At 73.9% G+C, this 25307-nt stretch carries 19 protein-coding genes; 7 read left to right on the plus strand and 12 right to left on the minus strand.

Features of this window, described 5'->3' with window-relative positions; translation table 11 throughout:
- The first annotated feature begins 9 nt into the window (after positions 1-9).
- A complete protein-coding gene (gatB, locus tag ACIBBA_RS08640) occupies positions 10-1509 on the plus strand; it encodes an Asp-tRNA(Asn)/Glu-tRNA(Gln) amidotransferase subunit GatB (protein WP_396695117.1) in 1500 nt (499 codons plus the stop codon).
- A 141-nt stretch (positions 1510-1650) separates the two neighbouring features.
- Positions 1651-4008 (plus strand): transketolase-like TK C-terminal-containing protein, encoded by a 2358-nt coding sequence (locus ACIBBA_RS08645; protein WP_396695119.1) that lies wholly within the window; start codon positions 1651-1653, stop codon positions 4006-4008.
- A 141-nt stretch (positions 4009-4149) separates the two neighbouring features.
- On the opposite strand, the gene ACIBBA_RS08650 is transcribed toward ACIBBA_RS08645, so the two are convergent.
- From ACIBBA_RS08650 to ACIBBA_RS08660, 3 genes are all read right to left on the minus strand, one after another.
- Positions 4150-5727, minus strand: a complete 1578-nt coding sequence (locus ACIBBA_RS08650; RefSeq protein WP_396695121.1) for a metallophosphoesterase — start codon at positions 5725-5727, stop codon at positions 4150-4152.
- Positions 5728-5802: 75 nt separating this feature from the next.
- Complete coding sequence (locus ACIBBA_RS08655) at positions 5803-6978, minus strand: PQQ-dependent sugar dehydrogenase (protein WP_396695123.1); 1176 nt, start codon at positions 6976-6978, stop codon at positions 5803-5805.
- A gap of 69 nt (positions 6979-7047) precedes the next feature.
- Positions 7048-8868: a SpoIIE family protein phosphatase gene (locus ACIBBA_RS08660; protein ID WP_396695125.1), complete on the minus strand. Its 1821-nt coding sequence runs from the start codon at positions 8866-8868 to the stop codon at positions 7048-7050.
- Between the two features lie 169 nt (positions 8869-9037).
- On the opposite strand from ACIBBA_RS08660, the gene ACIBBA_RS08665 reads away from it, so the two are divergent.
- Positions 9038-9964: a 2-hydroxyacid dehydrogenase gene (locus tag ACIBBA_RS08665; protein ID WP_396695127.1), complete on the plus strand. Its 927-nt coding sequence runs from the start codon at positions 9038-9040 to the stop codon at positions 9962-9964.
- Here ACIBBA_RS08665 and ACIBBA_RS08670 read toward each other — a convergent pair.
- The gene (locus ACIBBA_RS08670; RefSeq protein WP_396695129.1) at positions 9958-10344 is read right to left on the minus strand and encodes a PH domain-containing protein; all 387 of its coding nucleotides are present in this window, start codon (positions 10342-10344) and stop codon (positions 9958-9960) included. The genes ACIBBA_RS08665 and ACIBBA_RS08670 overlap by 7 nt on opposite strands.
- A 229-nt stretch (positions 10345-10573) precedes the next feature.
- Between ACIBBA_RS08670 and ACIBBA_RS08675 the strand changes: the two genes are divergently transcribed.
- Positions 10574-12946 carry an EAL domain-containing protein gene (locus tag ACIBBA_RS08675; RefSeq protein WP_396695131.1) on the plus strand — a complete coding sequence of 791 codons (2373 nt, stop codon included), beginning with the start codon at positions 10574-10576 and terminating at the stop codon, positions 12944-12946.
- A gap of 35 nt (positions 12947-12981) precedes the next feature.
- Here the strand turns inward: ACIBBA_RS08675 and ACIBBA_RS08680 are convergent, their stop codons facing one another.
- The 6 genes from ACIBBA_RS08680 to ACIBBA_RS08705 are packed head-to-tail and all read right to left on the minus strand — an operon-like array spanning position 12982 to position 17973.
- Positions 12982-13725, minus strand: coding sequence for a copper homeostasis protein CutC (locus ACIBBA_RS08680; protein WP_396695133.1), 744 nt, complete (start codon positions 13723-13725; stop codon positions 12982-12984).
- Entirely contained in the window at positions 13725-14747 is a 1023-nt protein-coding gene (locus ACIBBA_RS08685; protein WP_396695135.1) for an asparaginase, read from the minus strand. The genes ACIBBA_RS08680 and ACIBBA_RS08685 overlap by 1 nt, the downstream gene beginning before the upstream one ends.
- Positions 14744-15631: an amino acid ABC transporter permease gene (locus ACIBBA_RS08690; RefSeq protein ID WP_396695137.1), complete on the minus strand. Its 888-nt coding sequence runs from the start codon at positions 15629-15631 to the stop codon at positions 14744-14746. The genes ACIBBA_RS08685 and ACIBBA_RS08690 overlap by 4 nt, the downstream gene beginning before the upstream one ends.
- Positions 15613-16257: an amino acid ABC transporter permease gene (locus tag ACIBBA_RS08695; RefSeq protein WP_396695139.1), complete on the minus strand. Its 645-nt coding sequence runs from the start codon at positions 16255-16257 to the stop codon at positions 15613-15615. The genes ACIBBA_RS08690 and ACIBBA_RS08695 overlap by 19 nt, the downstream gene beginning before the upstream one ends.
- A gap of 16 nt (positions 16258-16273) precedes the next feature.
- Positions 16274-17227, minus strand: a complete 954-nt coding sequence (locus ACIBBA_RS08700; protein WP_396695141.1) for a glutamate ABC transporter substrate-binding protein — start codon at positions 17225-17227, stop codon at positions 16274-16276.
- A 17-nt stretch (positions 17228-17244) separates the two neighbouring features.
- A complete protein-coding gene (locus ACIBBA_RS08705; protein ID WP_396695143.1) occupies positions 17245-17973 on the minus strand; it encodes an amino acid ABC transporter ATP-binding protein in 729 nt (242 codons plus the stop codon).
- A gap of 192 nt (positions 17974-18165) precedes the next feature.
- Between ACIBBA_RS08705 and ACIBBA_RS08710 the strand changes: the two genes are divergently transcribed.
- Positions 18166-19353 carry an ROK family transcriptional regulator gene (locus ACIBBA_RS08710; protein ID WP_396695145.1) on the plus strand — a complete coding sequence of 396 codons (1188 nt, stop codon included), beginning with the start codon at positions 18166-18168 and terminating at the stop codon, positions 19351-19353.
- A 36-nt stretch (positions 19354-19389) separates the two neighbouring features.
- Here ACIBBA_RS08710 and ACIBBA_RS08715 read toward each other — a convergent pair whose 3' ends face one another.
- Positions 19390-20100: a hypothetical protein gene (locus ACIBBA_RS08715; protein WP_396695147.1), complete on the minus strand. Its 711-nt coding sequence runs from the start codon at positions 20098-20100 to the stop codon at positions 19390-19392.
- Between the two features lie 131 nt (positions 20101-20231).
- Here ACIBBA_RS08715 and ACIBBA_RS08720 point away from each other — a divergent pair, with 131 nt between their 5' ends.
- Positions 20232-20768 (plus strand): hypothetical protein, encoded by a 537-nt coding sequence (locus tag ACIBBA_RS08720; protein ID WP_396695149.1) that lies wholly within the window; start codon positions 20232-20234, stop codon positions 20766-20768.
- Positions 20769-20823: 55 nt separating this feature from the next.
- Here the strand turns inward: ACIBBA_RS08720 and ilvD are convergent, their stop codons facing one another.
- A complete protein-coding gene (gene ilvD, locus ACIBBA_RS08725; RefSeq protein ID WP_396695151.1) occupies positions 20824-22671 on the minus strand; it encodes a dihydroxy-acid dehydratase in 1848 nt (615 codons plus the stop codon).
- A 111-nt stretch (positions 22672-22782) separates the two neighbouring features.
- On the opposite strand from ilvD, the gene ACIBBA_RS08730 reads away from it, so the two are divergent.
- Positions 22783-25197: a putative bifunctional diguanylate cyclase/phosphodiesterase gene (locus tag ACIBBA_RS08730; protein WP_396695153.1), complete on the plus strand. Its 2415-nt coding sequence runs from the start codon at positions 22783-22785 to the stop codon at positions 25195-25197.
- The last annotated feature ends 110 nt before the right edge of the window (positions 25198-25307 follow it).

Consider the following 25307-nt stretch of genomic DNA (forward strand, 5'->3'; position numbering starts at 1 on the left):
GGAGCACCGATGACGACGACACTGCCCGCGTACGACGAGGTCGTGGCGCGCTACGAACCGGTGATCGGTCTGGAGACCCACGTCGAGCTGGGCACCCGCACCAAGATGTTCTGCGGTTGCCCGACCGACTTCGGCGGCGAGCCGAACACCCGGACCTGCCCGGTCTGCCTGGGCCTGCCGGGCTCGCTGCCGGTGGCGAACAAGGCGGCCATCGAGGCGACGATCCGGATCGGTCTGGCGCTGAACTGCTCCATCGCCGAGTGGTGCCGGTTCGCCCGGAAGAACTACTTCTACCCGGACATGCCCAAGGACTTCCAGATCAGCCAGTACGACGAGCCGCTCTGCTTCGACGGCTACCTGGACGTCGAGGTCAACGGGGAGCTGGTGCGGATCGGCATCGAGCGGGTGCACCTGGAGGAGGACACCGGCAAGACGCTGCACGTCGGCGGCGCCACCGGGCGGATCCACGGCGCGACCGAGTCGCTGGTCGACTACAACCGGGCCGGCATCCCGCTCGTCGAGATCGTCACCAAGCCGGTCCCCGGCACCGGTGAGCTCGCGCCCGAGGTGGCCCGCGCCTACGTCACCGAGCTGCGTGACGTGATCCGCTCGCTGGGCGTCTCCGACGTCCGGATGGAGGAGGGTTCGCTGCGCTGCGACGTGAACACGTCGCTGAACCTGCCCGGGCAGGAGTGGGGCACCCGTACGGAGACGAAGAACGTCAACTCGCTGCGCTCCGTCGAGCGGGCGGTGCGTTCGGAGATGCTGCGCCAGGCGTCGGTGCTCGACGCGGGCGGTCGGATCACCCAGGAGACCCGGCACTTCCACGAGGACACCGGCGACACCACCCCGGGCCGGTCCAAGGAGACCGCGACCGACTACCGGTACTTCCCCGAGCCGGACCTGGTGCCGCTGGCGCCGGACCCGGCCTGGGTGGCCGAGCTGAAGGCGGCCCTGCCGGAGCTGCCCCGGGTGCACCGGCGCCGGCTTCAGGAGCAGTGGGGCCTCTCCGACCTGGACATGCAGTCGGTGCTCAACGCCGGCGCGGTCGAGCTGATCGAGCAGACTGTGGCCGCCGGCGCCAGCCCGGCCGCGGCCCGCAAGTGGTGGCTGGGCGAGCTGTCCCGGCGGGCCAACGAGACCGGCGTGGAGCTGATCGACATCGGGGCCACCCCGGCCCAGGTGGCCGAGCTGCAGGGCCTGGTCGACGCCGGCAAGCTCAACGACAAGCTGGCCCGGACGGTGCTGGAGGGCGTGGTCGCCGGCGAGGGTTCGCCGACCGAGATCATGACCAACCGGAACCTGGAGGTCGTCTCGGACACCGGCGCGCTCACCGCCGCGGTGGACGAGGCGATCGCCGCCAACCCGGCCATCGCCGAGAAGGTCCGCAGCGGCAAGGTCGCCGCGGCCGGCGCCCTGGTCGGGGCGGTCATGAAGACCACCCGTGGCCAGGCCGACGCCAAGACCGTCCGTGAACTGATCCTGGCCCGCCTCGGCGTCCAGAGCTGATCCTGCGGCCAAGGGCCCCTTTCCGACGCCTCCGGGCGGCGGAGGGGGCCCTTCTGACACCTCCGCCGCTCGCCGTCCCGGCCGGCGCGACCCCGCACCCCCCTCGGAAGGCGTCAACGGCGACGCCCGGATGGAGCCACCGTGAACCAGCACGACCTCGACGTCCTCGACGAGATCCAGCGGCGGGTGCTCTGGCTCGCCACCCGGATCGTGGACGCGGCGAACCACGACCGGAGCACCGGCGACGGTGTGAAGGTCGGCGGGCACCAGGCGTCCAGCGCCTCGCTGGTCACCGCGATGACCGCGCTCTGGTTCGCGCACCTGGACGGCGCCGACCGGGTGGCGGTCAAGCCGCACGCCTCCCCGGTGTTCCACGCCATCCAGTACCTGCTGGGCAACCTGGACCGCTCCTACCTCACCCGGCTACGGGCCCGCGGCGGCCTGCAGTCCTACCCGTCGCGCACCAAGGACCCCGACGAGGTCGACTTCTCCACCGGCTCGGTGGGCCTCGGCGCGGCGGCGCCGCTCTTCGCCGCGGCCACCCGGCGCTACGTCGACGCGCATTTCGGCGCCCGGCCGCGGTCCCGGTTCATCGCGCTGATCGGTGACGCCGAGCTGGACGAGGGCAACATCTGGGAGGCCGTCGCCGACCCGGCCACCACCGGTCTCGGCGACGTCATGTGGCTGGTCGACTTCAACCGCCAGTCGCTGGACCGGGTGGTCCCCGGGGTGCGGATCAACCAGTGGCGGGGTCAGTTCGAGGCGGCCGGCTGGCACGTGGTCGAGGTCAAGTACGGCCGCAAGCTCGCCGCGGCGTACGAGCGGCCGGGCGGGTCCGCGCTGCGCGACTGGATCGACGCGATGCCCAACGAGCAGTACCAGTCGCTCTTCGGGCTGGCCGGGCCCGCGCTGCGCAAGCAGTTCCTCGACGGCGCGCCGGCCGAGGTTGGCGCGTTCGTGGCGGACATCGCAGATGACGAGCTGGGCCCGCTCGTCACCGACCTGGGCGGGCACGACCTGGCGGCGCTGCTCGACGCGTACACCCAGTGCGACGCGGTCACCGACCGGCCCAGCGTGGTGTTCGCGTACACGGTGAAGGGCTGGGGACTGCCGATCGCCGGCAATCCGCGCAACCACTCCGCGCTGCTCACCAGCGAGCAGGTCGAGGCGCTGCGGGCGGCGCACGGGTTGACCCCGGAGACCGAGTGGGACCGGCTCGACCCGGCGTCGGAGGCCGGCATCCGGGCCGGCGAGCGCCGGGAGGCGCTGGCCCGCGCGCCGCGCGAGCGGGCCCTGGGGGTCACCGTCCCGGAGAGCACCCGGGTACGCGCGAACAAGCCGGTCTCGACCCAGGAGGTCTTCGGTCGGGTGCTGGTGGAGCTGGCCCGCGACGCCGAGGTGGGCCGGCACCTGGTGACCACCGCCCCCGACGTGGCCACCTCCACCAACCTCGCAGGGTTCATCAACAAGACCGGGGTGTTCGCCCCGACCGCCCAGCGCTCCTGGACCGAGGACCGGATGCTGCGCTGGACCGAGGGCCCGACCGGGCAGCACATCGAGCTGGGCATCTCGGAGATGAACCTGTTCCTGCTGCTGGGTCAGCTCGGCCTCGCCTGGGATCTCTCCGGCCAGCCGCTGCTGCCGGTCGGCACGGTCTACGACCCGTTCGTGCTGCGCGGGCTGGACGCCTTCCTCTACGGCACCTACTCCGGCTCGCGGTTCGTGGTCGCCGGCACCCCGTCCGGGATCACCCTGGCCCCCGAGGGCGGCGCGCACCAGTCGACCATCACCGCCTCGGTCGGGCTGGAGCTGCCGGGAGTGACCTTCGTCGAGCCGGCGTACGCGGTCACCCTGGACTGGCTGCTCTGCGACGCCCTCGGCCAGATCGCCGCCGGGGCGGCCCCGCCGGCGACGGCCGCGCCGGCCGAGGACGGTGCGTACTACTTCCGGCTCAGCACCCGGCCGCTGGACCAGGCCCCGTTCGAGGCGGCCCGGGCCCGGCTGGGCGACGCGGTGCTGCGCCGGCAGGTGGTGGCCGGCGCGTACCGGCTGGTCGACGCCCACCAGGCGTATCCGCACCTAGTCGACGCGCCGGTGGTGCAGCTGGCCGCGTCGGGCGCCGTGCTGCCCGAGGTGCTGGCCGCGGCGGCGGAGCTGGCCGAGGAGGGCATTGCCGCGCACGTCGTGGACATCACCTCGCTGGACCGGCTCTACCGGGCCTGGCAGCGCACCCTGCGCCAGGGCGTGCGCACCGCGACGGTGCCGAGCGTGCCGGGCGCGCTCCGCTCGGCCTTCGACCACCGGGCGCCGGTGGTCACGGTGCACGACGCGGCCTCGCACGCGATGGCCTGGCTCGGCTCCGCGCTGGGTGTGCCCGCGGTGCCGCTCGGGGTGGACGAGTTCGGCCAGTCCGGCAGCGTCGCCGAGCTGTACGAGCTGCACGACCTGTTGCCCGGCAGCATCGTCAACGCCGCCCTGGCCGCCCTCTCCCTACGCTGACACCCCTCACCCCCCTCGGTGCCGATCATGCAGTTGTGGTGCCCGTTATGCGACCATCTGCACCCTTCGTCCCCCACCACATCTGCATGATCGCGCGGGGCGGGGGCGGGGCGCGGGGGTGCGGATCCGCGGGGTGCGGGGTCAGCGGGTCGGGGTTGGGGTGACGGGGACCGGGTCGCCGGCCTTCGGGTCCTGGATCACGTGCCGCTCCAGGCTCACCTGGGCCTGCCCGGTGCCGCCCACGGTGATGTCGTCGTACGCCTGGAGCAGTTTGTCCTTGTTGTCGAAGTAGAGCACGCTCATCGACAGCGGGGTCGGCTTCTCGCCCTCCAGGCCGCGCAGCCCGGCGCCGCCGGTGGAGCCCTCCACCATGAGCTGGGTCGGCATCTGCCCCGGCTGCTGCGGCAGCTTGGAGACCTGCCGCGCGTGGGTGTGCCCGGCCAGCACCAGCGGGCAGGCGCCGGAGAGCGGGCCGGCCGACGCCGGGTCGTGCACCAGCGCGATGTTCACCGGCCGGGGCGAGCTGCGTACGGTGCTGGCGAGCTGCTCGCCGACGCCGATCACCTGCTCGGCCACCTGCTTGGTGAGCCCGCTGCCGGCCGGGGAGGTGTTCTTGTCCGGGGTGAACCGCGGGTCGCCGATGCCGGCGATGGTGAGCCCGGCGACCGTGGTGGTGGTGTTGTCCAGCACGATCGCGTTCGGCTGCCGGGCCACCGCCGCGGCGGTCCGGTTCGAGTCGTGATTACCCCGGATGAACACGTACGGCTTGCGCAGCAGCCCGATCGAGCCGACGAACGACGCCTCCGGCTCACTGCCCCAGTCGGTGATGTCCCCGGTGTCGATCACCACGTCGATGTCGAACTGCTCGACCACCGTCCGGATCAGCTGCCAACCGGTCGGGTTGAGGTGCATGTCCGAGACGTGCAGCACCCGGGTGGTGTCCGGCGCGGGCTCGAGCACCGGCAGCGCCGACACGGTGGTGTAGAGCTGGCTGACGTTGCCGACCAACCGTTGGAGCTGCTCGGCGTAGCGGGTGTAGTCGTTGGCGATCCGCCGCGCGTCGCCGACGATCGCCGGCGCGTTGACCAGCAGCCCCTCGTACCGTGGCTCCTCGATCGCCTGCGGGCGCACGCTCGCCGCGGCCGCGCCCAGGCTGCCGACGGTGACCAACAGCGCCAACCCGCCCGCCCAGGCGGTGCGGCGCACGTCCCGGAAGACCAACGCGGCCAGCAGCAGGGTGGCCAGCACCGCGGCGCCGACGGTACGCAGCCCCAGCCGCATCACCCCGGACCGGACGTCCTCCACGGCGGACTGGCTGGCCCGCTGGATGCTCGCCGGGTCGTCGATCAGCGCCTCGGTACGCCCCTGGTCGAGCGCGCCGAGCCGGACGGTCAGCCGGGTCGGCCCGTCATGGCTGTTCAGCAGCAGCGCGCCCAGCGGCGGGACGTCGACGGTGGTGCCCCCGTCGGTGGTCGGGGTGAGGGTGAGGGTCGCCTGGAACGGTCCGATGTCGGTGTCCACCCGGCCCCCGCCGAGGACGCCGAGCACCACGCCGGTCACGGTGACCGCTGCCACCGCCAGCATGATCCCGGCCAGCCGCAGCGCGCGGAACCAGCCGGACCGGGGCTCGCCGCGACGCGCCGTCCAGCGGCGGCGACGGCCGGCCGCCGGGGACTGGCCGTCCCCGGTGGCGTGCTCCTCGTTCTGCTGCCCGTCCATGGTGAAATCCTGACCTGCCCGTAGAAGGATCTTGGCAAACCTGAGGACGGCCGGCCGGAAGGTCCCGGCCCCGGGTCAGCTCCGTCCGGCACCGCCGTTGGCGAAGACCAGTCGGAGGATCCGGTCGTCCTCCGGCGTCGGGTCGCCCCGTCCGTCGTGGTTGGAGGTGGTCACCCAGAGCGAGCCGTCCGGCGCGGCGGCCACCGCCCGCAGCCGCCCGTAGCGATTGGTCAGCAGCTCGCGCGGCTGGCCGAGCACGGTGCCCGTGTCGGTCAGCTCGACCGCCCAGAGCCGCTTGCCGCGCAGACACCCGGTCACCAGCAGCCGGTCCACCGCGGCCAGACCGGAGCAGGAGGCGTCGGAGGTCCGCCACTGGGTGATCGGGTTGACGAAGCGCTTGTCGTCGGAGCGGCCCTCCACCTGCGGCCACCCGTAGTTCTTACCCTTGACGATCTCGTTGATCTCGTCCCAGGTGTTCTGGCCGAACTCCACCGCGTACATCCGCTTGGCGGCGTCCCAGGCGAAGCCCTGCACGTTGCGGTGTCCCAGCGACCAGACCGGCGAGTTGGGGAACGGGTTGCCGGTTGCCGGCTTGCCGTCCGGGGTGATCCGCAGGATCTTGCCGCCCAGGTTCTTGACGTCCTGGGCGCGCGGGCGGTCACCGGCGTCGCCGGTGCTCGCGTAGAGCTGCCCGTCCGGGCCGAAGCCCAGGCCGCCGCCGTTATGCACGCCCGCCTTCGGGATGCCGGTGACGATCGGGGTCGGCTCCTCGCCGAGCTGGAGCCGGACTATCCGGTTGTCCCGCTCGGTGGTGTAGTAGACGAAGAGCGTCCGGTCCCGCTGGTAGGCGGGGGAGACGGCGATGCCGAGCAGGCCGCCCTCGCCGGCCGCCGCCACGTCGGTGATGGTCTGCGCCACGCTGACCCGCAGGCCGTCCGGCCCCGACTCCGGGCCCACCTTCAGGATCCGGCCGCTGTCGCGTTCGGTGACCAGCGCGGCCCCGTCGGGCAGGAACCCGATCGCCCACGGCACCCGCAGCCCCTTGGCCAGCACCGTGGCCACCACCTGCTGGCCGGCGCCGCCCTGGCTCGGCGAGGTGGACGGGGTGGGGAAGTTCGGCGGCTCGCCCGCCGGATCGGGCTCCGGCTCGCCGAAGCTGCAACCGGTCACGGCCAGCAGCAGCGCCGCGCACGACGCCGCCAGGGCCGCCCGGGTGCGGCGGATGCGAGGGTACGGGGGACGGGCGCTCACCCGGCCCAGGGTATCCCGCCGCACGGCCCGCGCGGGGCGGTCGACGACAGGAGTGGCCGGTGCGCCGCCTCAGCGTGCCCGGACGGTCAACAGCGCGACGTCGTCCTCGCCGCGGTGGGCCGTGCCGAGCAGCCGGTCGCAGAGTTCGTCGAGCGGCAGCCGGTCCGTCCCGGCGAGCCAGCCGGTCAGCTCGGCCAACCCCTCGTCGATCGGTCGGTCCCGCCGCTCGATCAGCCCGTCGGTGTAGAGCAGCAGGGTGTCACCGACGGCCAAAGCGGCCCGCCGCGTCGTCCGGCGGACCGGCCGGACCAGCCCGAGCAGCGGTTCGGGCGACCCGGCGAGCACCTCCACCGCCCCGCCGGCGCGTACCACCAGCGCCGGCGGGTGCCCCGCGTTGCACCAGGTCACCAGGCGACCGCCGGTGGGGTCGACGCGGAACCGGACCAGGGTCGCGGTGGCGGCGGTGTTGAGGTGCAAGCCGCGCATCGCGTCGTCCAGCTGGGTCATCAGCTCGCCGACCTCGTCCGGCCGGCCGAAGGCGTTGCCCCGGACCATGTTGCGGAGCTGGCCCATGGTGGCCGCCGCCTCGATGTCGTGCCCGGCCACGTCCCCGATCGCCGCGATCAGGTCGCCGTCGGGCTGGACGAACGCGTCGTACCAGTCGCCGCCCACCTCGACCCGGTCGGCCGCCGGCTGGTAGCGGGCCGTCAGCTCGAGGCCCGGAATCTCCGGCAGCCGCGGCAGCATGCTGTGCTGCAGCACCTCGGCGACGTGCCGCTGCTCGCCGTACATCGAGCTGTTGCCGATGGCCTGCCCGGCCCGGCGCCCGACGTCCAGCGCGGTGAGCATGTCCCGGTCGTCGAACTGACGTCGGCGCGCGCCGTTGACCAGGGTGATCGCGCCGAGCACGGTGCCGCCGGCCGTGGTGATCGGCACGCTCAGGTGGGACGCGAAGCCGAGCCGGGAAGCGATCGCCGGCATCTCCGGGCCGGTCGTGCCCCGCTCCACGTCGGCCAGGGTGGCCGCGCTGCCCAGCACCGGCTGGCCGGTGCGCAGCACCGCCCGGGTGATCGACTCCGGGGCCAGCCCGGTGCGCATCAACTGGGCGAAGCGGTTCACGTCCGCCGCCAGCGACGGGTCGCGGTGCACCGCGGCGACCTCCCGCGGCACCCCGCCCGGGCCGACCACCGACACCAGGCACCAGTCGGCCAGCAGCGGCACCGTCGTCTCGGCGAGCCGGTGCAGGGCCGTGCCCACGTCGAGCGTGCCGCCCAGCGTCTCGCTCAGCCCGGCGAGCAGCTCCAGCCGCTCGTGCGCCTCCTCCGCCCGCCGCCGCGCCTCCTCGGCGCCGTCGAGCGCGATCCGCAGCCGCAGCTCCGACGAGCAGGCCGCGGCCAGGTCGGCGAGGGTACGCAGCTGCGCCGCCGTCCACGACCGAGGCTTGCTGTCGATCGCGCAGAGCGAGCCGAGGACGTTGCCGGACAGGTCGGTCAGCGGCATCCCGGCGTACGCGACCACGCCGAGGTCGATGATCGCCAGATTGTCCCGGACCCGGGGATGCAGCCGCGCGTCCGGCAGCACCATCGGCACTTCGATGTCGACCACGTGCTGGCAGAACGAGTGACTCAGCGGGGTCTGCCGCCGGCCGGCCCACGGCTCCGGCAACCCGACCGCCCCGGGAAAGAACTGGCGGTCGGTGGAGACCAGTGAGACCAGCGCCACCGGCACGTCGAGCAGGTCGCTCACCAGCCGGGCGAACCGGTCGAACGCCTCGTCCGGCGCCGCGTCCAGCCCGGTGTCCGCCAGCGCCCGCAGCCGAGCTGGGTCGGCGAGCGCCGAGGGCGGGGCGGCGGCACGCGGGGTGGCGTGCGCGGCGGAGCGGTCGGTCATGGTGCACCTGTCTGCGGGTCAACGAAGGCCGGTGGGCGCTCCGGCTTCTCGTTATACCCCGCCGGACCGACTGCCGATGCCTGCCAATTCCTCCCCCACTCGTCCCGGCACCTGACGGCGGGGACGTGCGCTGACATGCCCCCGTCGACGGGGGCTATCGTCGTCGGGCGTGAAGGTATGGATTCCGCATGAGGCCGGGTCGGCGCTCCTCGGTGAGCTGCCCCCGGAGGTCACTGTCGAGGTCGTCGAGCATCCCGAGAAGCTCCCGTCGGAGGTGGCCGGCGTCCGCTTCTGGGTACCGCCGTTCCTCGCCGGTTCGGACGCCGGCGCGCTGCTGAAGGAGCTTCCCGACCTCGCGGTGGTGCAGCTGCTCTCCGCGGGCGCGGACGCCTGGGTCGGGCGGATGCCCGACGGGGTCACGCTCTGCGACGCCCGCGGTGTGCACGACCCGTCCACCGCGGAGTGGGTCGTCACGGCGATCCTCGCCCAGCTGCGGGCGTTCCCCGCCTTCGCCCGGGCGCAGGCCCGCCGGGAGTGGGCGTTCGGTGCGGTGGCCCCGACCGACGAGCTGACCGGCAAGCGGGTGCTGATCGTCGGCGCCGGCTCGATCGGCAGCGCCGTACGCGACCGCCTCGTGCCGTTCGACGTGAGCTTCACCCTGGTCGCCCGGACGGCCCGGCCGGAGCAGGGCGTGCACGGCGTCGAGGAGCTGCCGCGGCTGTTGCCGGAGGCGGACGTGGTGGTGGTGCTGGTGCCGCTCACCGAGCAGACCCGTGGGCTGATCGACGCGGCGTTTCTCGCCGCGATGCCGGACGGCGCGCTGCTGGTCAACGCCGCCCGGGGGCCGGTGGCCCGGACCGAGGCGCTGGTCGCCGAACTCGGCACCGGGCGGATCTGCGCCGCGCTGGACGTCACCGATCCGGAGCCGCTGCCCGCCGACCACCCGTTGTGGGACATGCCCAACGTGCTGCTCACCCCACACGTCGCCGGCTCGGTGCGCGGTCTGCTGCCGCGGGCCTACCGGCTGGTCGGGGAGCAGGTGCGGCGGTTCGCGGCCGGGCAGCCGCTGATCAACGCGGTGGTGGACGGCTACTGACTCGCCTCGGCCGCGCCGGGCAGCGTCTGGCCGGTGGCCGAGACGAGCCGGGGCAGGTCGGTCCCGCGTACCGCCGGCAGGATGACCTGTTGCCCGTCGTCGAGCCGGGCCACGGCCCGCCCGCGCGGGTCGGTGGTCAGCTCGACGACCCGGTCCCAGGCGATCCGGCGCTGGCCGGTGAGCGCCCGCAGGCGTAGTTCGCGGGCGTCGGCGTCGGTGCCCGCCCGCCAGGCCCAGACCCCGACGGCGAGCGGGACGAGCAGCACCGGCAGCAGGTAGGCCCGGGCGTTGGCCAGCGGCAGGGCGCCGATGAAGGCGATGATCGCCGCGGCCAGGATCGCCTGGTTGTACCGGAAGCGGACGGTGTCGGGCTTACTCACCCTGCGATGATCCCACCTCGGCCCGGACGGCCGCGCGTCGGGCGGCGTCCGGCGTCCGGTCGCGCCGCGGAGTGGCCAGGGTCACTTGTTCGGCGCGAGGCGGCGCCGTAACCCATTCCCCTCGCCGATCGTTCACGATGGTTGGGCACCGGACCCGCCCCCGACCCGATCCGTCCGACGCCCGCGCACCGCCGCACCGCCCCAGTGCCCCCTCACGAAGGCGACCGCCGTGCCCCTCGCCGCCCCGTTCCGTGCCCGCCTGCCCCGCCGGATGGTGCCGGAGACCGCCGCGCTCGCGGCGGTCACGCTGCTCGTCCTCACCGCCGCGGTCGGCCTGCTCCCGGCCGTGGCCGTGGTCACGCTCGCGGTTGGCGCCGGCGCCACCCTCGCCGGCGTACGGCTCTCCCGGCTCGCCGCCCGGCCACCCGTCGACGCTCACCGCGACGCCGGGGCCGAGCCCCGGGCAGCTGCCACCCGGGCCGCCCGGCGCGCGTGGTCCTCGGCCCGCTCGGCCGCCCTGCTGCTCGATGTCGCCGTGGTCGCCGCCGGGCTCACCGCCGCCCTGTTGCCGCTGATCGAGCGGGGCCGGCCGGCCGCGGCCGGATCCGGAGCGGCCGTGATGGCGGGATTCGCCGTCCTCGGGTTGCGCCGGCTGCCTGGTCCACCGCGACCGCCCGGCCGGGTCCGGGTTCGCCGGCTCGCCGACGCGGCCGGTCCGGCCATCGGGCTGGCCCTCGCCGGCTGGCTGCTGCTGCCCAGCTCCGCCGGGCCGCTTCCGGCCCGGCTGGCGGCCGTGCTGCTGCTCGGGGTGCTCGGCATGGCCGCGCTCACCGCGCTGACCGGCCCGCACCGCCGGCCCGGTACGGCCACCTGCCGGGGTGGCGTGGCGCTGATCCTGTTCGGACTGGTGCTGCTGGCGGCCCTCCCCGCCGGGCCGGCCGCGGGCCGGTGGACGCTGCTGGCCCTGCCGCCGCTGGTGGTCGGGATGCTGCTCGCCGCGGCCGGCGCGCGGCGTGCCGTCGTGATCGAGCCGGCGGCGATCCGCCCGGCGCCGCGCTGGCCGCGGGCGGTGGTCCCGGCGGTGGCGCTGCTGCTGGCTGCCGGCTGGCACCTCGGCTCGGCCCTGCCGCCGGACCGCGTCACCGTCCTGCTCGCCCTGGCGGTGGTCCCGCCGTTGGTGCTCCGCGAACTGCTGCGCGAGGCCGAGTCCGGCGGGGGCGCCCACTCGGCCGACGGTCGGCGCACGCGCCGACGACCGCCGGTGGAGGCGTCCGGACCAGCGGCCGGGCTTCCGGCAGCCGGCCGGGAAACCGCCCCGCCCGCGGTCACCGTGTCCGAGCCGACGGCGGCGCCCGCGGCGGCCGGGCTGGCCGGCCGGTCGGCGCTGCTGCGCGCCCTCGCCCCGCTGAGCCAGGCCGCACCGCCGGCCGGGGCGCTGCTGGTGGTGGACCTGCACGTCCCCGGCATCGACGGCGTCGCGCCGGCGCTCCGCGAGGACGTGCTGGCCGAGGTGGTCCACCGGGCCCGCGCGGTGGTCGGCCGCGGCGATCTGCTCGCCGCCCTGGGCGGCGCCGGGTTCGCGGTGGTCACCGCGGTCGGGCCGGTGCTGGCGTACGCGCTCGGCACCCGCCTGCTGGCCGCGTTGACCCAGCCCTACCAGGTCGCCGGGGCGGTGCTGCGCGTGCAGGCGAGCATCGGGCTGGCCGAGATCACCGGCGGCGGCCCGGACGACGTGCTGCGCCAGGCCGACCTGGCCCGGCGGCGGGCCGTCCAGCTCGGCCGGGACCGGGTCGAGTGGTACGACGCGTTCCTGGAGGAGCAGCTGGTCCGCCGGCTCGACCTGGAGCGGGAACTGCCCGGAGCGGTCGCCCGGGGCGAACTGGACCTGGTCTACCAGCCGGTGCTCGGGCTGGCCGACCGGCTGCCGGTCGGCACCGAGGCGTTGCTGCGCTGGCGCAGCCCGGTGCTCGGCACGGTGCTCCCCGCCGAGCTGCTGCCGGTGGCCGAGGACCTGGACATCGTCGGTGAGCTGGAGTGGTGGGTGTTGGACCGGGCCTGCCGCCAACTGGCCGAGTGGTCGGCGGAGAGCCGGCAGCTCTGGATGGCGGTCAACGTGACCACCGGCGAGTTGACCACGCCCGACTTCGTGCAGCGCACGGCCGCGATCCTCGCCGCCTACGGGGTGCCGGCCGATCGGCTGGTGGTGGAGGTGGCCGAGCCGCGGGTCGGCAACGAGTTGCCCACCGTGGTCGCGCGGCTGGCCGGGCTGCGTTCGCTCGGCGTCCGCACCGCGCTCGACGACTTCCGCGCCGAGCACGCCTCACTGGCGCAGCTGCGCCGGCTCCCGATCGACCTGCTGAAGGTCGGCGCCAGCCTGGTCGACGGGACGCCGGGCGCCCAGCGCCCGCTGATCGACGTGGTGGTCAGCGTGGGCGACCGGCTCGGCGTCGAGGTGGTGGCGGAGGCGCTGGAGTCACCCGCCCAGGTCGAGGGCGCGTACCGGGCGGGCTGCCGGTACGGGCAGGGCTTCGCGCTGGCCCGGCCCGCCACCGCCGAGCGGGTCGAGGCGTACTTCGAGGAGTTCCCCTCCGCCTCGCGTTGACCCCTCGGCTGGTGACGGTCGGTTCGGTCGGGCGGTCAGGCGCGGGCGGCGGCGAGCACCTTCCCGATCAGCTCGCCGGAGGTGCCGGAGCGCTCGTACTCCGAGCGGTTCAGGCTGCCGCCCATCAACGGCGCCGGGTTCCGGTGCACGGCCGGGCTGTCCGAGGTGACCAGCGCCGCGAAGTGGTACTCCCGCGCGCCGGTGGCCTCGACGATGCGGGCGATGTTGCGCGGGGTGATGCCACCACCCGGCATGACGATGATGCGCTCACCGGCGCGGCGGACCAGCTCGGCGATGAGCGGGGCTCCCTCCAACACGCTCACCTCCTGGCCCGAGGTCAGCACCCGGCTGACGCCCAGGTCGATGAGCTGTTCCAGGGCCTGGAACGGGTCACGGACCATGTCGAACGCCCGGTGGAAGGTGATGCTGGCATCGCCGGCGGCCTCGATCAGCCGGCGGGCGGTGGCGACGTCGACGTCGCCCTCGGCGGTCAGTGCGCCGATCACCACGCCGTGCGCGCCGGCCGCCACCGCCGCCCGCACATCGCGCACCATCGCCTCGACCTCGAACTCGGAGAAGATGAAGTCACCGGCCCGCGGCCGGATGATGACGTGCACCCGGATCCGGTCCACGCTGCGCAGGGCTACCTCGATGGTGCCGAGGCTCGGGGTCAGCCCGCCCTCGAAGAGCGCGGAGCAGAGCTCCACCCGATCGGCGCCGGCCGCCTCCGCGGCGATCGCCCCCTCGACGCTGTCGATGCAGATCTCGAAGTTCGTCATCAGTCTTCCCTCTCCGTGCGGGGAGTTCCCGCGGTCCAATCGATGGCGGCGTCGACCGCGCCCACCGGCTCACCGCCGCCGAGCACCGGCACCCGGCGCAGCTCCGGGGCGCCGTCGACGGCCGCACCGGCGGCCGTCAACGCGGCGAGCGCGATCGAGGAGGTGGCCCGAGGGCTGCCGTCGATCACCTTCACCGCGACCGCGTACCCGTCGGGAGTCGCGACGCCCAGCACGCCCTCGGCGCCGCCCTTGGCGAGCAGCCCGGGTAGCGCCCGCATGAGGTCGGTGTTCGGATGGCCGTGCCAGCCGCCGACGTGTTCCGGGTGCTGGCGCATCGCCTCGGCCACCCGCGCCTCGTCGCTGCCGGGCCGCGCCGTGGCCAGCGCCTGGAAGGTACGGGCCAGGCCGGTGAGCGGCAGGCCGAACAGCGGCGCGCCGCAGCCGTCGACCGCGACGGCGGTGACCGGGGTGCCGGCCAGTCGGGCGACGCTGGCGGCGATCTCCCGTTGCAGCGGGTGCGCCGGGTCGAGGTAGTCCCGGGTCGACCAGCCCCGCGCGACGGCGGCGACCAGCATGGCGGCGTGCTTGCCCGAGCAGTTCATCCGGATCCGGCTGCGCTGCTCGCCGGCCCGGATCAGACGCTCCCGCGTCGCCTCGTCCTCCGGCCAGTCGACCGGGCAGCCCAGCGCCGCCTCGGTCAGCCCGGCGGCGGTCAGCAGCTCCCGTACCACCGCCACGTGCCGGTCGTCGCCGGTGTGGCTGCCGGCGGCGATGGCCAGTGCGGGGCCGGCGAGCGACGCTGCGGCCGGCGACGCGGGGTCGGCGGCCGTCGCGGCCGTCAGACAGGCCAGCGCCTGCACCGGCTTGAGGGTGGAGCGCGGCAGCACCGGTTCGTCGGGTACGCCGGCGCGCAGCGCGACGGCACCGGACGGGTCGAGCACCACCACGCTGCCGTAGTGCCGGCTCTCCACGAAGCCGTTGCGGGTCACCCGCGCCAGTTCCGCGTACCGGGCAGTGGTCATCGGGCGGTTCCCCCTTGGGTGAGCGGTGGCGTGGCCGGACCGGGCGCCGCGGACCGGCCGCGGGTGGTCAGTCGCCCGTTGCGGGCCTGCAGTACGCGGGCGAGCTTCGACAGCGAGGCGTTGACCACCAGGTAGATCAGCGCCACCACCAGGAATGTCTGGATCAGCAGGTGGGTGTAGGAGGCGAGCACCTGACCGCTGTAGAGCAACTCGGTGTAGCCGACCACGAAGCCGAGTGAGGTGTCCTTGAGCAGCCCGACCAGCTGACTGACCAGGGACGGGGTCAGCCGGAGCAGGGCCTGTGGCAGCACGACCAGCCGCATCACCTGCCCCCGGCGCAACCCGATCGCGAGGCCCGCCTCGGTCTGGCCCCGGTCCAGCGCCTTGATGCCGGCCCGGAAGATCTCGGCGAAGGCAGCCGAGTTGGAGACGACGAGCGGCACCACGAGCTTCCAGAACAGCGGGAAGTTCAGGCCGTACTTGGGCAGCGCGAAGAGCGTCACGTAGACCAGGAGCAGCACGGGTACGGTCCGGAAGACCTCCACGTACGCGCCGGCCAGCCACCGCAGCGGCCGTCGTGCCGACAGCCGGCCGAGCGCGAGCAGCAGCCCCAGCGCAGCGCTGAGGACGGCGGTCGCCGCGGCGGCGAGCAGCGTCGACCAGAGCGCGTTGAGCAGGTATCGCCAGATCGGCCAGGTGGTGAAGGGCTGCCACCGCTCCGCGGCGAGTTCGCCGTAGCTGGCGAACCGGTGGATCGCCCAGGCGAGCCCGCCGAGCAGGACGAGCGCGCCCAGCACGGTGGCGATCCGGATGCGGCGTTGAGCCCGTGGGCCCGGCACGTCGAAGAGGATCTGCTGGTTCGGGTTCATCGCACGATCGCCCACCTTCGCTCCAGCGTCGCGGTGACCCGACCGATCAGCAGCGCCAGCAACATGTAGGCGAGACCGGCGCCGGTGAAGACGGCGATCGGCTGGGCCTCGACGAGGTTGACGTTGTTGGCGGCCTGGGTCAGCTCGACCACCCCGACCGCGGCGGCGAGCGAGGTGTTCATCAGCAGCGCGATGTAAATGTTGCCCATCGGCTGGATCACCGCGCGCAGTCCCTGCGGCAGGATCACGTGCCGCAGGGACTGGCTGAAGGTGAGCCCGATGGCGCGCGCCGCCTCGGCCTGCCCCACCCCGACCGTGTTGATCCCGGCTCGGATCGCCTCGGCCAGGTACGCCCCCTCGTAGGCGGCGATCACGATGGCCGCCGAGGTGAACAGGGGAAAGGTGATGCCGATCGTCGGCAGGGCGAAGACGAAGAGCACCAGCAGGGCCAGCAGCGGCAGGTTCTGGAGGATCTCGACGTAGACCATGCCGACGCCGCGCAGCAGCGGCACCGGGCAGACCCGCAGGGTCGCCACGACGACGCCGAGCAGCAGCGCGCCGATGGTGGTCACGACGGTCAGGTGGACCGTCGTGACCAGCCCGTGGCCGAGTTCGTCGAGGTGACCGGTGAGGGCTTCCATGGTGAGGGAGTGATCCTCAGGAGCCCTCGACGGACCCGATCGCCGGCGGGGTGGGCGTGCCGCCCTCCACCACCGAGCCGAGGGTGCTCTGCCAGACCTTCGACCAGGTGCCGTCGGCCTGGATCTTCCGCAGCCAGTTGTTGACGAACTCCTTGAACTGGGTGTCCTCCCGGGTGAGGCCGATCCCGTACGCCTCGGTGGTGAAGGGGTCGCCGACCACCTTCATGCCCGGGTTCGTCTTGGCGTTCGACGCGAGCAGCGTGAAGTCCTGCACGTACGCGTCGCCGCGCTTCTGCAGCAGCGCCTGCACCGCCTGGGGGTCGGTGGCGAAGGCGACCTGCTTGGAGCCGGGGGCGGCGCTCGGCAGCGCGGTGACCGCCGGGGTGTTGGCGCCGACGATGACGGTCTTGCCGGCCAGGTCCTTGACGCCCTTGATGCTCGTCTCGTCCTTGCGCACGGCGACCGCCAGCCCGGAGGTCAGGTACGGCCCGGCGAAGGCGACCTGGGTGGCCCGCTGGGGGGTGATCGTGTAGGTCTGGAAGACCGCGTCCACCGACTTCGCCTGGAGCATCGCCTCCCGGGTCTGGGTGCCGATGGTCACCGTCTTCACCTCGGGCTTGCCGATGATGTACTTGGCCAGCAGCTTGGCCATGTCGGCGTCGAAGCCCTCGATGTCGCCGCTGACCGGGTTCTGCTGGGACAGCAGCGGGGCGTCGAGGGAGCCGCCGACGTTCAGGTAGCCGCGCTTGCGGATCATGTCCATGGTGGAGCCGGCCGGGATGTCGGCGTCCGACGCCACCGGTGCGGCGTCGAAGACGGACTGGGCCACCTTCTGGCCGTCGGCCTGTCCCGGCAGCGCCGGTGCGGATCCGCCGTCGCCGCAGCCGGCGGCGGCGAGCGCGACGGTGACGGCCGTGGCGGCGATCGTCAACGCGCGGCGGCGTGTGACGTTCATGGAGCGAATCGACATGGCACCCTCCTCGGGGGTCAGTGCTGGAGGATCTTGGAAAGGAAGTCGCGCGCCCGCTCGGTGCGTGGGGCGGCGAAGAACGCGTCGGGGCTGCCGGACTCGACGATCCGGCCGTCGTCCATGAAGACGACCCGGTCCGCGGCGCGGCGGGCGAAGCCCATCTCGTGGGTCACCACGATCATGGTCATCCCCTCAGCCGCCAGGGAGACCATCACGTCGAGGACCTCGTTGACCATCTCCGGGTCGAGGGCCGACGTCGGCTCGTCGAAGAGCAGCACCTTGGGCCGCATGGCGAGGGCGCGGGCGATCGCCGCTCGCTGCTGCTGACCGCCGGAGAGCTGCGCGGGGTAGTGGTCGGCCTTGTCGGCGATGCCGACCCGGTCGAGCAGGGCGAGGGCCCGCTCACGCGCCGCGGCCTTCGGCGTCCGGCGGACCCGCACCGGGCCGAGCGTGACGTTCTCCAGCACGGTGCGGTGGCCGAACAGGTTGAAGGACTGGAAGACCATGCCCACGTCGGCACGGAGCCGGGCCAGCTTCCGCCCCTCGGCCGGCAGCGGCTCACCGTCGATCTCGACGCTGCCGGCGTCGGCGACGGCCAACCGGTTGAGGCAGCGGCAGAGGGTCGACTTGCCGGATCCGGACGGGCCGACGACGACCACCACCTCGCCGGCGGCGACCGTGAGGTCGATCTCCTTGAGCACGTGCAGCGGGCCGAACCACTTCTGCAGGCCGTGGACGGCCACCATCGGCCGATCCGGCCGGGTGGGCCCGGCCCGGTCCGCGAGACCGGGTGCCGCCGTCGGTGCCATCGCTCGCCCCACTTCCTGCAACCGTCGAACAAAGATCTGTTCTTTTCGAATCAACGGTGCCATCTAATGCGAGGGTCAAAACCAAGTCAACCGCTTGCTAGAACAAAGCTCGGATGCTAAGAACCTGGCGTGACGATCGACGACGCCGCGCGGGACAGCCCGCGGGGCGGCCCTCGCGAGCTGCTCCGGTTGGTGTCCAGCGGAGCGGCGGTCAGCCGGGCGGATCTCGCCCGGCTCTCCGGGCTGTCGCCGTCCACCGTCTCCCTGCGGGTCGAGGCGCTGATCAGCGAAGGTCTGCTCCGGGAGACCGGCGACGGAAAGTCCCGGGGCGGGCGCCGTCCCCGCCAGCTCGCGGTGCCCACCGGCGACGCACTGGTCGGCGCGATCGACCTGGGCGCGCACCACGCCCGCCTCGGCACCCTCGACCTCACCGGGCGGGTCGTCGAGGTCCGGTCCCGGCCGATCCGCATCGAAGACGGGCCGGAGGCCGTCCTCGGCGCGCTGCTCGACGAGGTCGCCGCGCTGGCGCCCCGGCCCGCCGCCCCGGTACCCGGCCAGCGGGGCGGCGCCACCGCCGGCGGGCTGCGCGGCATCGGCATCGGCATCCCCGGCCCGGTGCACTTCGACACCGGCCGGATCGTCAGCCCCTCCCGGATGCCCGGCTGGAACGGCTTCGACGTGCGCGCCTTCTGCGCCGAGCGGACCGACGTGCCGGTCGTCGTCGACAACGACGCCAACCTGATGGCGCTCGGCGAGCACCGGTCCACCCATCCCGAACTCGACCACGCCGTCTACGTCAAGGCCGGCACCGGCATCGGCGCCGGTGTCATCTCGGGTCGGCGACTGCACCGGGGCGCCCAGGGCTCCGCCGGGGACATCAGCCACTGTCGGGTGGTCGCCGATCCGGGGCCGCTGTGCAGCTGCGGCAACACCGGCTGCCTGGAGGCGGTGGCCAGCGGGGCCGCCCTGGTCGCGGCGCTGCGCGAGCAGGGCGTACCGGTGGAGAACCTGAGTGGCGTGATGCGGCTGATCGACGACGGCGACCGGCACGCCACCGCGCTGGCCCGCCGGGCCGGCCGATCGATCGGCGAGATCCTCGCCGTGGTGGTCAACTTCTTCAACCCGCAGGTGGTCGCGATCGGCGGTCGGCTGGCCGAGTGTGAGCCCCTGCTGGCCAGCATGCGGGCCACCCTCTACGAGCGCTGCCTGCCGCTGGCCACCCAGGCGTTGCTCATCGAGCGGGTCGTCGCCGGCCCGGACGTCGGCATCATGGGCGCCGCGCAGCTGGTCATCGACCGGATCGTCGACCCCGGCTGACCGGGACCGTCGGTCCAAGCCGGACGGTGGCGCGGATCAGCCGGGCAGGGCGCCCAGCCCGGCCAGCAGCTCCAGCCGCTCCCGCGGCGAGAGCACCGCGTAGACCGGCTCGTCGCGGCGGTTCGTCTCGTCCTCGATGGCGCGCCGCCGGGGCCCGTCCGGCAGCGCGCGGACGCCGTCGGCCGTCAACCCGGCCGCCCGCCACGCGGCCCGGTGCGCGTCGGCGCGATGATGGCGCAGCGCGCCGAGCCGCGAGGTCAGCCGCAGCGCCGGTGAGGCGTCCGCCGGCTCGTACACCGGGGCCATGGCCCGGAACGCGGGCCCCGCGCTGGCGATCCCCGGTGCCAGCAGCCGGCCGACCAGCTCGGCGAGCCGCGGCACCACGGTGAGGCCGGGCAGCAGCTCCGGCGCGGCGGCCCACCGCTCCTCGGCCGCCTCGGCGACCATCCGCTGCACCGCCAGGGCCAGCTCGCGCCCGAGTGCGGTCAGCCGCCACGCGCCGTCGGCGTCGACCTCGGCGACCCCCTGCTCGAGCTCGTCGGTCATGTCGCCGCTGGTGTAGACCAGCGCGTCGGCGAGCGCGTCGGCCGGCATGGGTCGGGCGAGCAGCCCGAAGTTGAAGCTGCTCTCGAAGCCGGGTCGCAGGCCGCGCCCGGCGTAGTACGCCTGCACCCTCGGCCGCGCGGCCGCCCGCGCTCCAACCTGCACCCGGTCGATGACCGGCCGGATCAGTCCCGCGTAGCTCATGATCGCCTCCCTGGGCCGACAAAGGTACCGGTGCCCGAGCGAGGGCCTGCCAAGATCGGGACCAACGCCCGAGGCCCCGACGGCCGAAACCCCGGACCACACCGGCACGGCGCAGCACCGGAGGAGAATCGATGATCGCGGACCACATTCGTGACGCGTCGGCCACGGCCTTCGTCTTCGGCTTCTTCGCGTCCAGTTGGTTCGGCTGGGCGCAGGAGGCACCGCCGCGGAGATGGCGGACGCTGCTCGCCGTCGGATCGGTTCTCTCGCTGCTCACGGCGGCGGCCGGTGGAGTTCTCGCCGGGCGGCACTGGTCGGACGGCACCGCCTTCGACGCCGACACCAGTCGCACCTTCGGCCTCGTCGTGGGCGTCGAGTTCGGTCTCGCCGCGCTCGGGGCCGGCCTGCTCGCCCTGCGCCGCCGCAAGGACCTGATCCCGGTCTGGGTCGCGTTCGTGGTGGGGGTGCACCTGTTCCCGGTCGCGGCGCTGCTCGACTATCCGCTGATCCATCCGGTCGCCGCACTGGTGACGGCGGTGGCGCTGGCGGCCGTGCCGGTGGCCCGGGCCCGGGCCGTCACGGTGAGCGCGGTGGTCGGGCTGGGCACCGGCGCCGTGCTGCTGGTCGCCGCGCTGGCGTCGCTCGCCGTCGCCCTGTTCGGGTACTGAGGCGGCCTCGGGCCCCTGCCGCCCAGGAAGCGGCGACAGGGGCCTCGGGCATCACCTACTCGGGGACGCGCCGGTAGGCGCCGTCGCTGGCCGAGGTGGCCATCGAGGCGTACGCCCGCAGCGCCGCGGAGACCGGGCGCTGCCGGTCGGCCGGGGTGTAGGGGCGGTCGCGCTTCTCCTCGGCGACCCGGCGCGCCTGGAGCACCTCCTCGGGCACGTTCAACTCGATGGACCGCCCCGGGATGTCGATGACGATCTCGTCGCCCTCCTGGACCAGCGCGATCAGCCCGCCGGAGGCGGCCTCGGGCGAGACGTGCCCGATGGAGAGCCCCGAGGTGCCGCCGGAGAACCGCCCGTCGGTCAGCAGCGCGCAGGCCCGGCCGAGCCCGCGGCCCTTGAGGAACGAGGTGGGGTAGAGCATCTCCTGCATGCCCGGGCCGCCCTTCGGCCCCTCGTAGCGGATCACCACCACGTCGCCGGCGACGATCTGCTTGGCCAGGATCGCCGTCACGGCGTCGTCCTGGGACTCGTAGACCTTCGCCGGGCCGCGGAAGGTCAGGCACTCCTCGGGCACCCCGGCGGTCTTCACCACGCAGCCCTCCGGCGCGAGGTTGCCGTGCAGGATGGCCAGCCCGCCGTCGGCGGAGTAGGCGTGCTCCCGATCCCGGATGCAGCCGCCGGCCGCGTCGGTGTCCAGCGACGACCAGCGGTTGACGGTGGAGAAGGGCTCGGTGGTCCGGACCCCGCCGGGAGCGGCGTGGAACAGCTCGACCGCGTCGGGCCGCGGGGAGCCGCCCCGGACGTCCCAGTCGGTGAGCCACTGGGCGAGCGAGGGGGAGTGCACCGCGTGCACGTTCCGGTTGAGCTGGCCGGCGCGGTCCAGTTCGCCGAGGATGGCTGGGATTCCGCCGGCCCGGTGCACGTCTTCCATGTGGTACATCGGCGAGTTCGGGGCGACCTTGGCCAGGCAGGGCACCCGCCGGGAGATCGCGTCGATGTCGGCCACGCCGAAGTCGAGCTCGGCCTCGCGGGCGGCGGCGAGCAGGTGCAGCACCGTGTTGGTGGAGCCGCCCATCGCCACGTCCAGCGCCACCGCGTTCTCGAACGCGGCCTTCGAGGCGACCGCGCGGGGCAGCACCGAGGCGTCGTCCTGGTCGTACCACCGCTTGGCGATCTCCACGACGGTGCGGCCGGCCTCCAGGAAGAGCGACTTGCGCGCGGCGTGGGTGGCCAGCGTCGAGCCGTTGCCGGGCAGCGCCAGCCCGATCGCCTCGGTCAGGCAGTTCATCGAGTTGGCGGTGAACATCCCGGAGCAGGAGCCGCAGGTCGGGCAGGCCGAGCGTTCGATCTCGCCGAGCTGTTCGTCGGTGACCGCCTCGTTCGACGAGGCGATCATCGCGTCGATCAGATCGATCTTGCTGTGCACGACGCCCTCGATCGCCATCGTCTTGCCGGCCTCCATCGGGCCGCCGGAGACGAAGACGGTGGGGATGTTGAGCCGGAGCGCGGCGAGCAGCATGCCTGGAGTGATCTTGTCGCAGTTGGAGATGCAGACCAGGGCGTCCGCGCAGTGCGCGTTGACCATGTACTCCACCGCGTCGGCGATCAGCTCCCGGCTGGGCAGCGAGTAGAGCATGCCGCCGTGCCCCATCGCGATGCCGTCGTCGACCGCGATGGTGTTGAATTCCCGACCGACCCCACCGGCCTCGGCCACCGCGTCCGCGACCAGGCCGCCCATGTTCTTGAGGTGTACGTGACCGGGCACGAACTGGGTGAAACTGTTCGCGATGGCGACGATCGGCTTACCGAAGTCGTCGTCGGTCATCCCGGTGGCCCGCCAGAGGGCCCGGGCGCCGGCCATCGTCCGACCGTGCGTGGAGGTCTTCGACCGCAGCTCAGGCATGCGTACCAGTCTTGCACCGCCGCGGGCGCCGCCGCCGTGCGTGGGCGCCGTGTCCCAACAGATGCACACCCGACCCCCCATCACGGGCGCTCGTCCGGCAGAGTTGAGGGCGTGCATGTCGCCCCGGGCACGGCCACCGTCGCGGCGCTGAGCTGGCTCGTCGCCGCCTCGGCCACCGCGCTGCTGGTGGTCGCCGCCCGGCGGCGCGCCGGCCGGCACCGCCCGGCGCTCGTGCTGCTCGCGGGGGGCGCCGGGCTGGCCCTGGCCAGCCTGCTGACCGGGCTCGGCGCGACGCTCGACGCCGCCCCGCACTGGGCGCACGCGCAGGGGCAGCGCACCGGCTGGGCGACCGTCGTATCGGTCGGCGCGGCGGCGAGCGGGTTGGTCCTCCTCGCCGGGCTGCTCCGGCTGCCCGGGGTGGCGCCCACCGCGGCGGCGACCGTACGGCTCGCCCTCGACGGGTTGACCGCGGCCGCCGCGCTCTGGTTCGTCGGTTGGGTGCTCCTCTCCGAGCCGACCCGGCTGCTGGGCGACGCCACCCCGATGGCCTGCGCGCCGATCCTGCTCGCGACGGTCAGCGCGGCGCTGGCCGTCGGGCTGGGGCCGATCGTGGTCTTCCGGGCCGCCGCGCCGCGCCGCCAGCTCGCCGCCCTCGCCGCCGGCATCGCCGCGGTCACCGGCGGCGGGCTCGGCGTCGCCGCCGGGCTCTGCCAGGCCGGTCTGGCGATGGTGCTGACCGGTGCCGGGCTGCTCGCCGCCGGCCTGCTGGCCGCCGCGCTCTCGGTCCGTCGGCTCGATCGCCCGCGCCCGGTCGAGCCGGATCTGATCAATCGCGACGGCGACTACGCGATCCTGCCGATGTTCGCCATGGCCGCCTCGGCGATCTACCACCTCCTCCAGGACGGCCGGTTCGGCGCGCTCGGCATCCTCGCCGGCACGGTCGAGGGCTTCGCCCTGGTGGCCCGACAGGCCCTCACCCTGCGCGACATGCGGGGCTACGCCGGGCGGCTGGCCGAGCGCGAGGCGCACTTCCGCGAGCTGGCGCACACCGACGCGCTGACCGGGTTGGCCAACCGGCGCGGGCTGCTGCGGGCACTGCACCGCTGCGCCGAGGCGGGCTCCGACTGCGTGCTGCTCGGCCTCGACCTGGACGGCTTCAAGAACGTCAACGACATGCGCGGGCACGACGTGGGCGACGCCGTGCTGGCCGAGGTGGGCCGGCGGCTGGGCAGCAACCTGCGCCCCGGCGACGTGGCCGCCCGGCTCGGCGGTGACGAGTTCGCGGTGCTGATGCACGGCCGCCCGACCGACGCCGAACGGGTGGCCGAGCGACTGCTGGCGGTGCTCGGCCGCACCTACGACGAGGTGGACGGGCCGGTCTTCCTGTCGGTGAGCATCGGGATGGCCGGCTGGGCCGGCGAACCCGACGTGGAGCTGTTGCAGCGCCACGCGGACCTGGCGCTGCGCTACGCCAAGCAGCGCGGCAAGAACCGGATCGAGCGCTACGACGCCGCGTACGACCAGTTGCTGCGCCGGCGCACCACGCTGGAGCACGAGCTGCGTGGCGCGATCGAGCGCGACGAGCTGCGGCTGGCCTTCCAGCCGGTCGCCTCGCTGCCCTCGGTGCGCCCGGTCGGCGCCGAGGCGCTGCTCCGCTGGCACCACCCGGAGCTGGGCAACGTCCGCCCGGACGAGTTCATCCCCCTCGCCGAGGAGTGCGGGATGATCGCCAAGCTCGGCGCCTGGGTGCTGCACCAGGCCTGCTATCAGCTCTCCCGCTGGCTCGCCGACGGGCACGACGTCTGGGTTTCGGTGAACGTCTCTCCCCGTGAACTGCACGCCCCGGAGTACGTCGTGCTGGTCGCCGACGCGTTGCGCGCGCACCACGTGCCGCCGCAGCGGCTGGTGCTCGAGGTGACCGAGCACGCCGTCGCCACCGACCTCGACGAGCTGATCCGGCGGTTGACCGCGCTGCGGCGGACCGGGGTCCGGATCGCGTTGGACGACTTCGGCGCCGGCTACTCCTCGCTGGGTCAGCTGCGCCGGCTGCCGATCGACATCCTGAAGATCGACCACAGCCTGGTCGCCGAGCACGAGCCGGTCCGCCCGGTGGGACGCGACGGCCCGGCGTTCGCGCCGATGGTCGACATCGTGATGCGCCTCGGTCACCAGCTCGGTCTGGAGGTCATCGCCGAGGGGGTGACCACCCCCACCGAGCTGGCCGCGGTGGTGGCCGCCGGCTGCCGGTTCGGCCAGGGCGCGCTCTTCGGTTGGGGCGTACCGGCCGAGCACCTGGAGGCGATGCTGGCGGCGGCCACCTCGCCCGGCGCCCGGCCGGCGCAACCGGGCGTCCGCGCCGTACCGCCCGCCATCCGGACCACCACGTTGCCCACCCAGCGCTCCCCGCACGCCGGGTCCGGGCAGCTCACACCGGCCACCGAGGGCGCGTCGCGGGCCGACGCGCCGACATCCGTTGACCAACATGTGGGATCAGTTGACTCATCGCGTGAGATACGTCAGGCTTGAGCCCATGTCGTCGTACCGGTCGCTGCGAGTACTTATCTGAGCGCACTCTCCCTCATCGAGAGTGCGCTGGCCCCGTGCATCTGCACGTGGGCCGTTTTTATTGCCGTCGG

Origin of the sequence: Micromonospora sp. NPDC051006, from assembly GCF_044456245.1 — a bacterium.
Taxonomy (GTDB): domain Bacteria; phylum Actinomycetota; class Actinomycetes; order Mycobacteriales; family Micromonosporaceae; genus Micromonospora.

Coding starts and splice junctions, on each gene's coding strand:
- gatB (WP_396695117.1), top strand. CDS start 10: ATGACGACGACACTGCCCGCGTACGACGAGGTCGTGGCGCGCTACGAA.
- ACIBBA_RS08650 (WP_396695121.1), bottom strand. CDS start 5,727: ATGGACGGGCAGCAGAACGAGGAGCACGCCACCGGGGACGGCCAGTCC.
- ACIBBA_RS08660 (WP_396695125.1), bottom strand. CDS start 8,868: ATGACCGACCGCTCCGCCGCGCACGCCACCCCGCGTGCCGCCGCCCCG.
- ACIBBA_RS08680 (WP_396695133.1), bottom strand. CDS start 13,725: ATGACGAACTTCGAGATCTGCATCGACAGCGTCGAGGGGGCGATCGCC.
- ACIBBA_RS08685 (WP_396695135.1), bottom strand. CDS start 14,747: ATGACCACTGCCCGGTACGCGGAACTGGCGCGGGTGACCCGCAACGGC.
- ACIBBA_RS08695 (WP_396695139.1), bottom strand. CDS start 16,257: ATGGAAGCCCTCACCGGTCACCTCGACGAACTCGGCCACGGGCTGGTC.
- ACIBBA_RS08700 (WP_396695141.1), bottom strand. CDS start 17,227: ATGTCGATTCGCTCCATGAACGTCACACGCCGCCGCGCGTTGACGATC.
- ACIBBA_RS08705 (WP_396695143.1), bottom strand. CDS start 17,973: ATGGTGGCCGTCCACGGCCTGCAGAAGTGGTTCGGCCCGCTGCACGTG.
- ACIBBA_RS08715 (WP_396695147.1), bottom strand. CDS start 20,100: ATGAGCTACGCGGGACTGATCCGGCCGGTCATCGACCGGGTGCAGGTT.
- ACIBBA_RS08720 (WP_396695149.1), top strand. CDS start 20,232: ATGATCGCGGACCACATTCGTGACGCGTCGGCCACGGCCTTCGTCTTC.
- ilvD (WP_396695151.1), bottom strand. CDS start 22,671: ATGCCTGAGCTGCGGTCGAAGACCTCCACGCACGGTCGGACGATGGCC.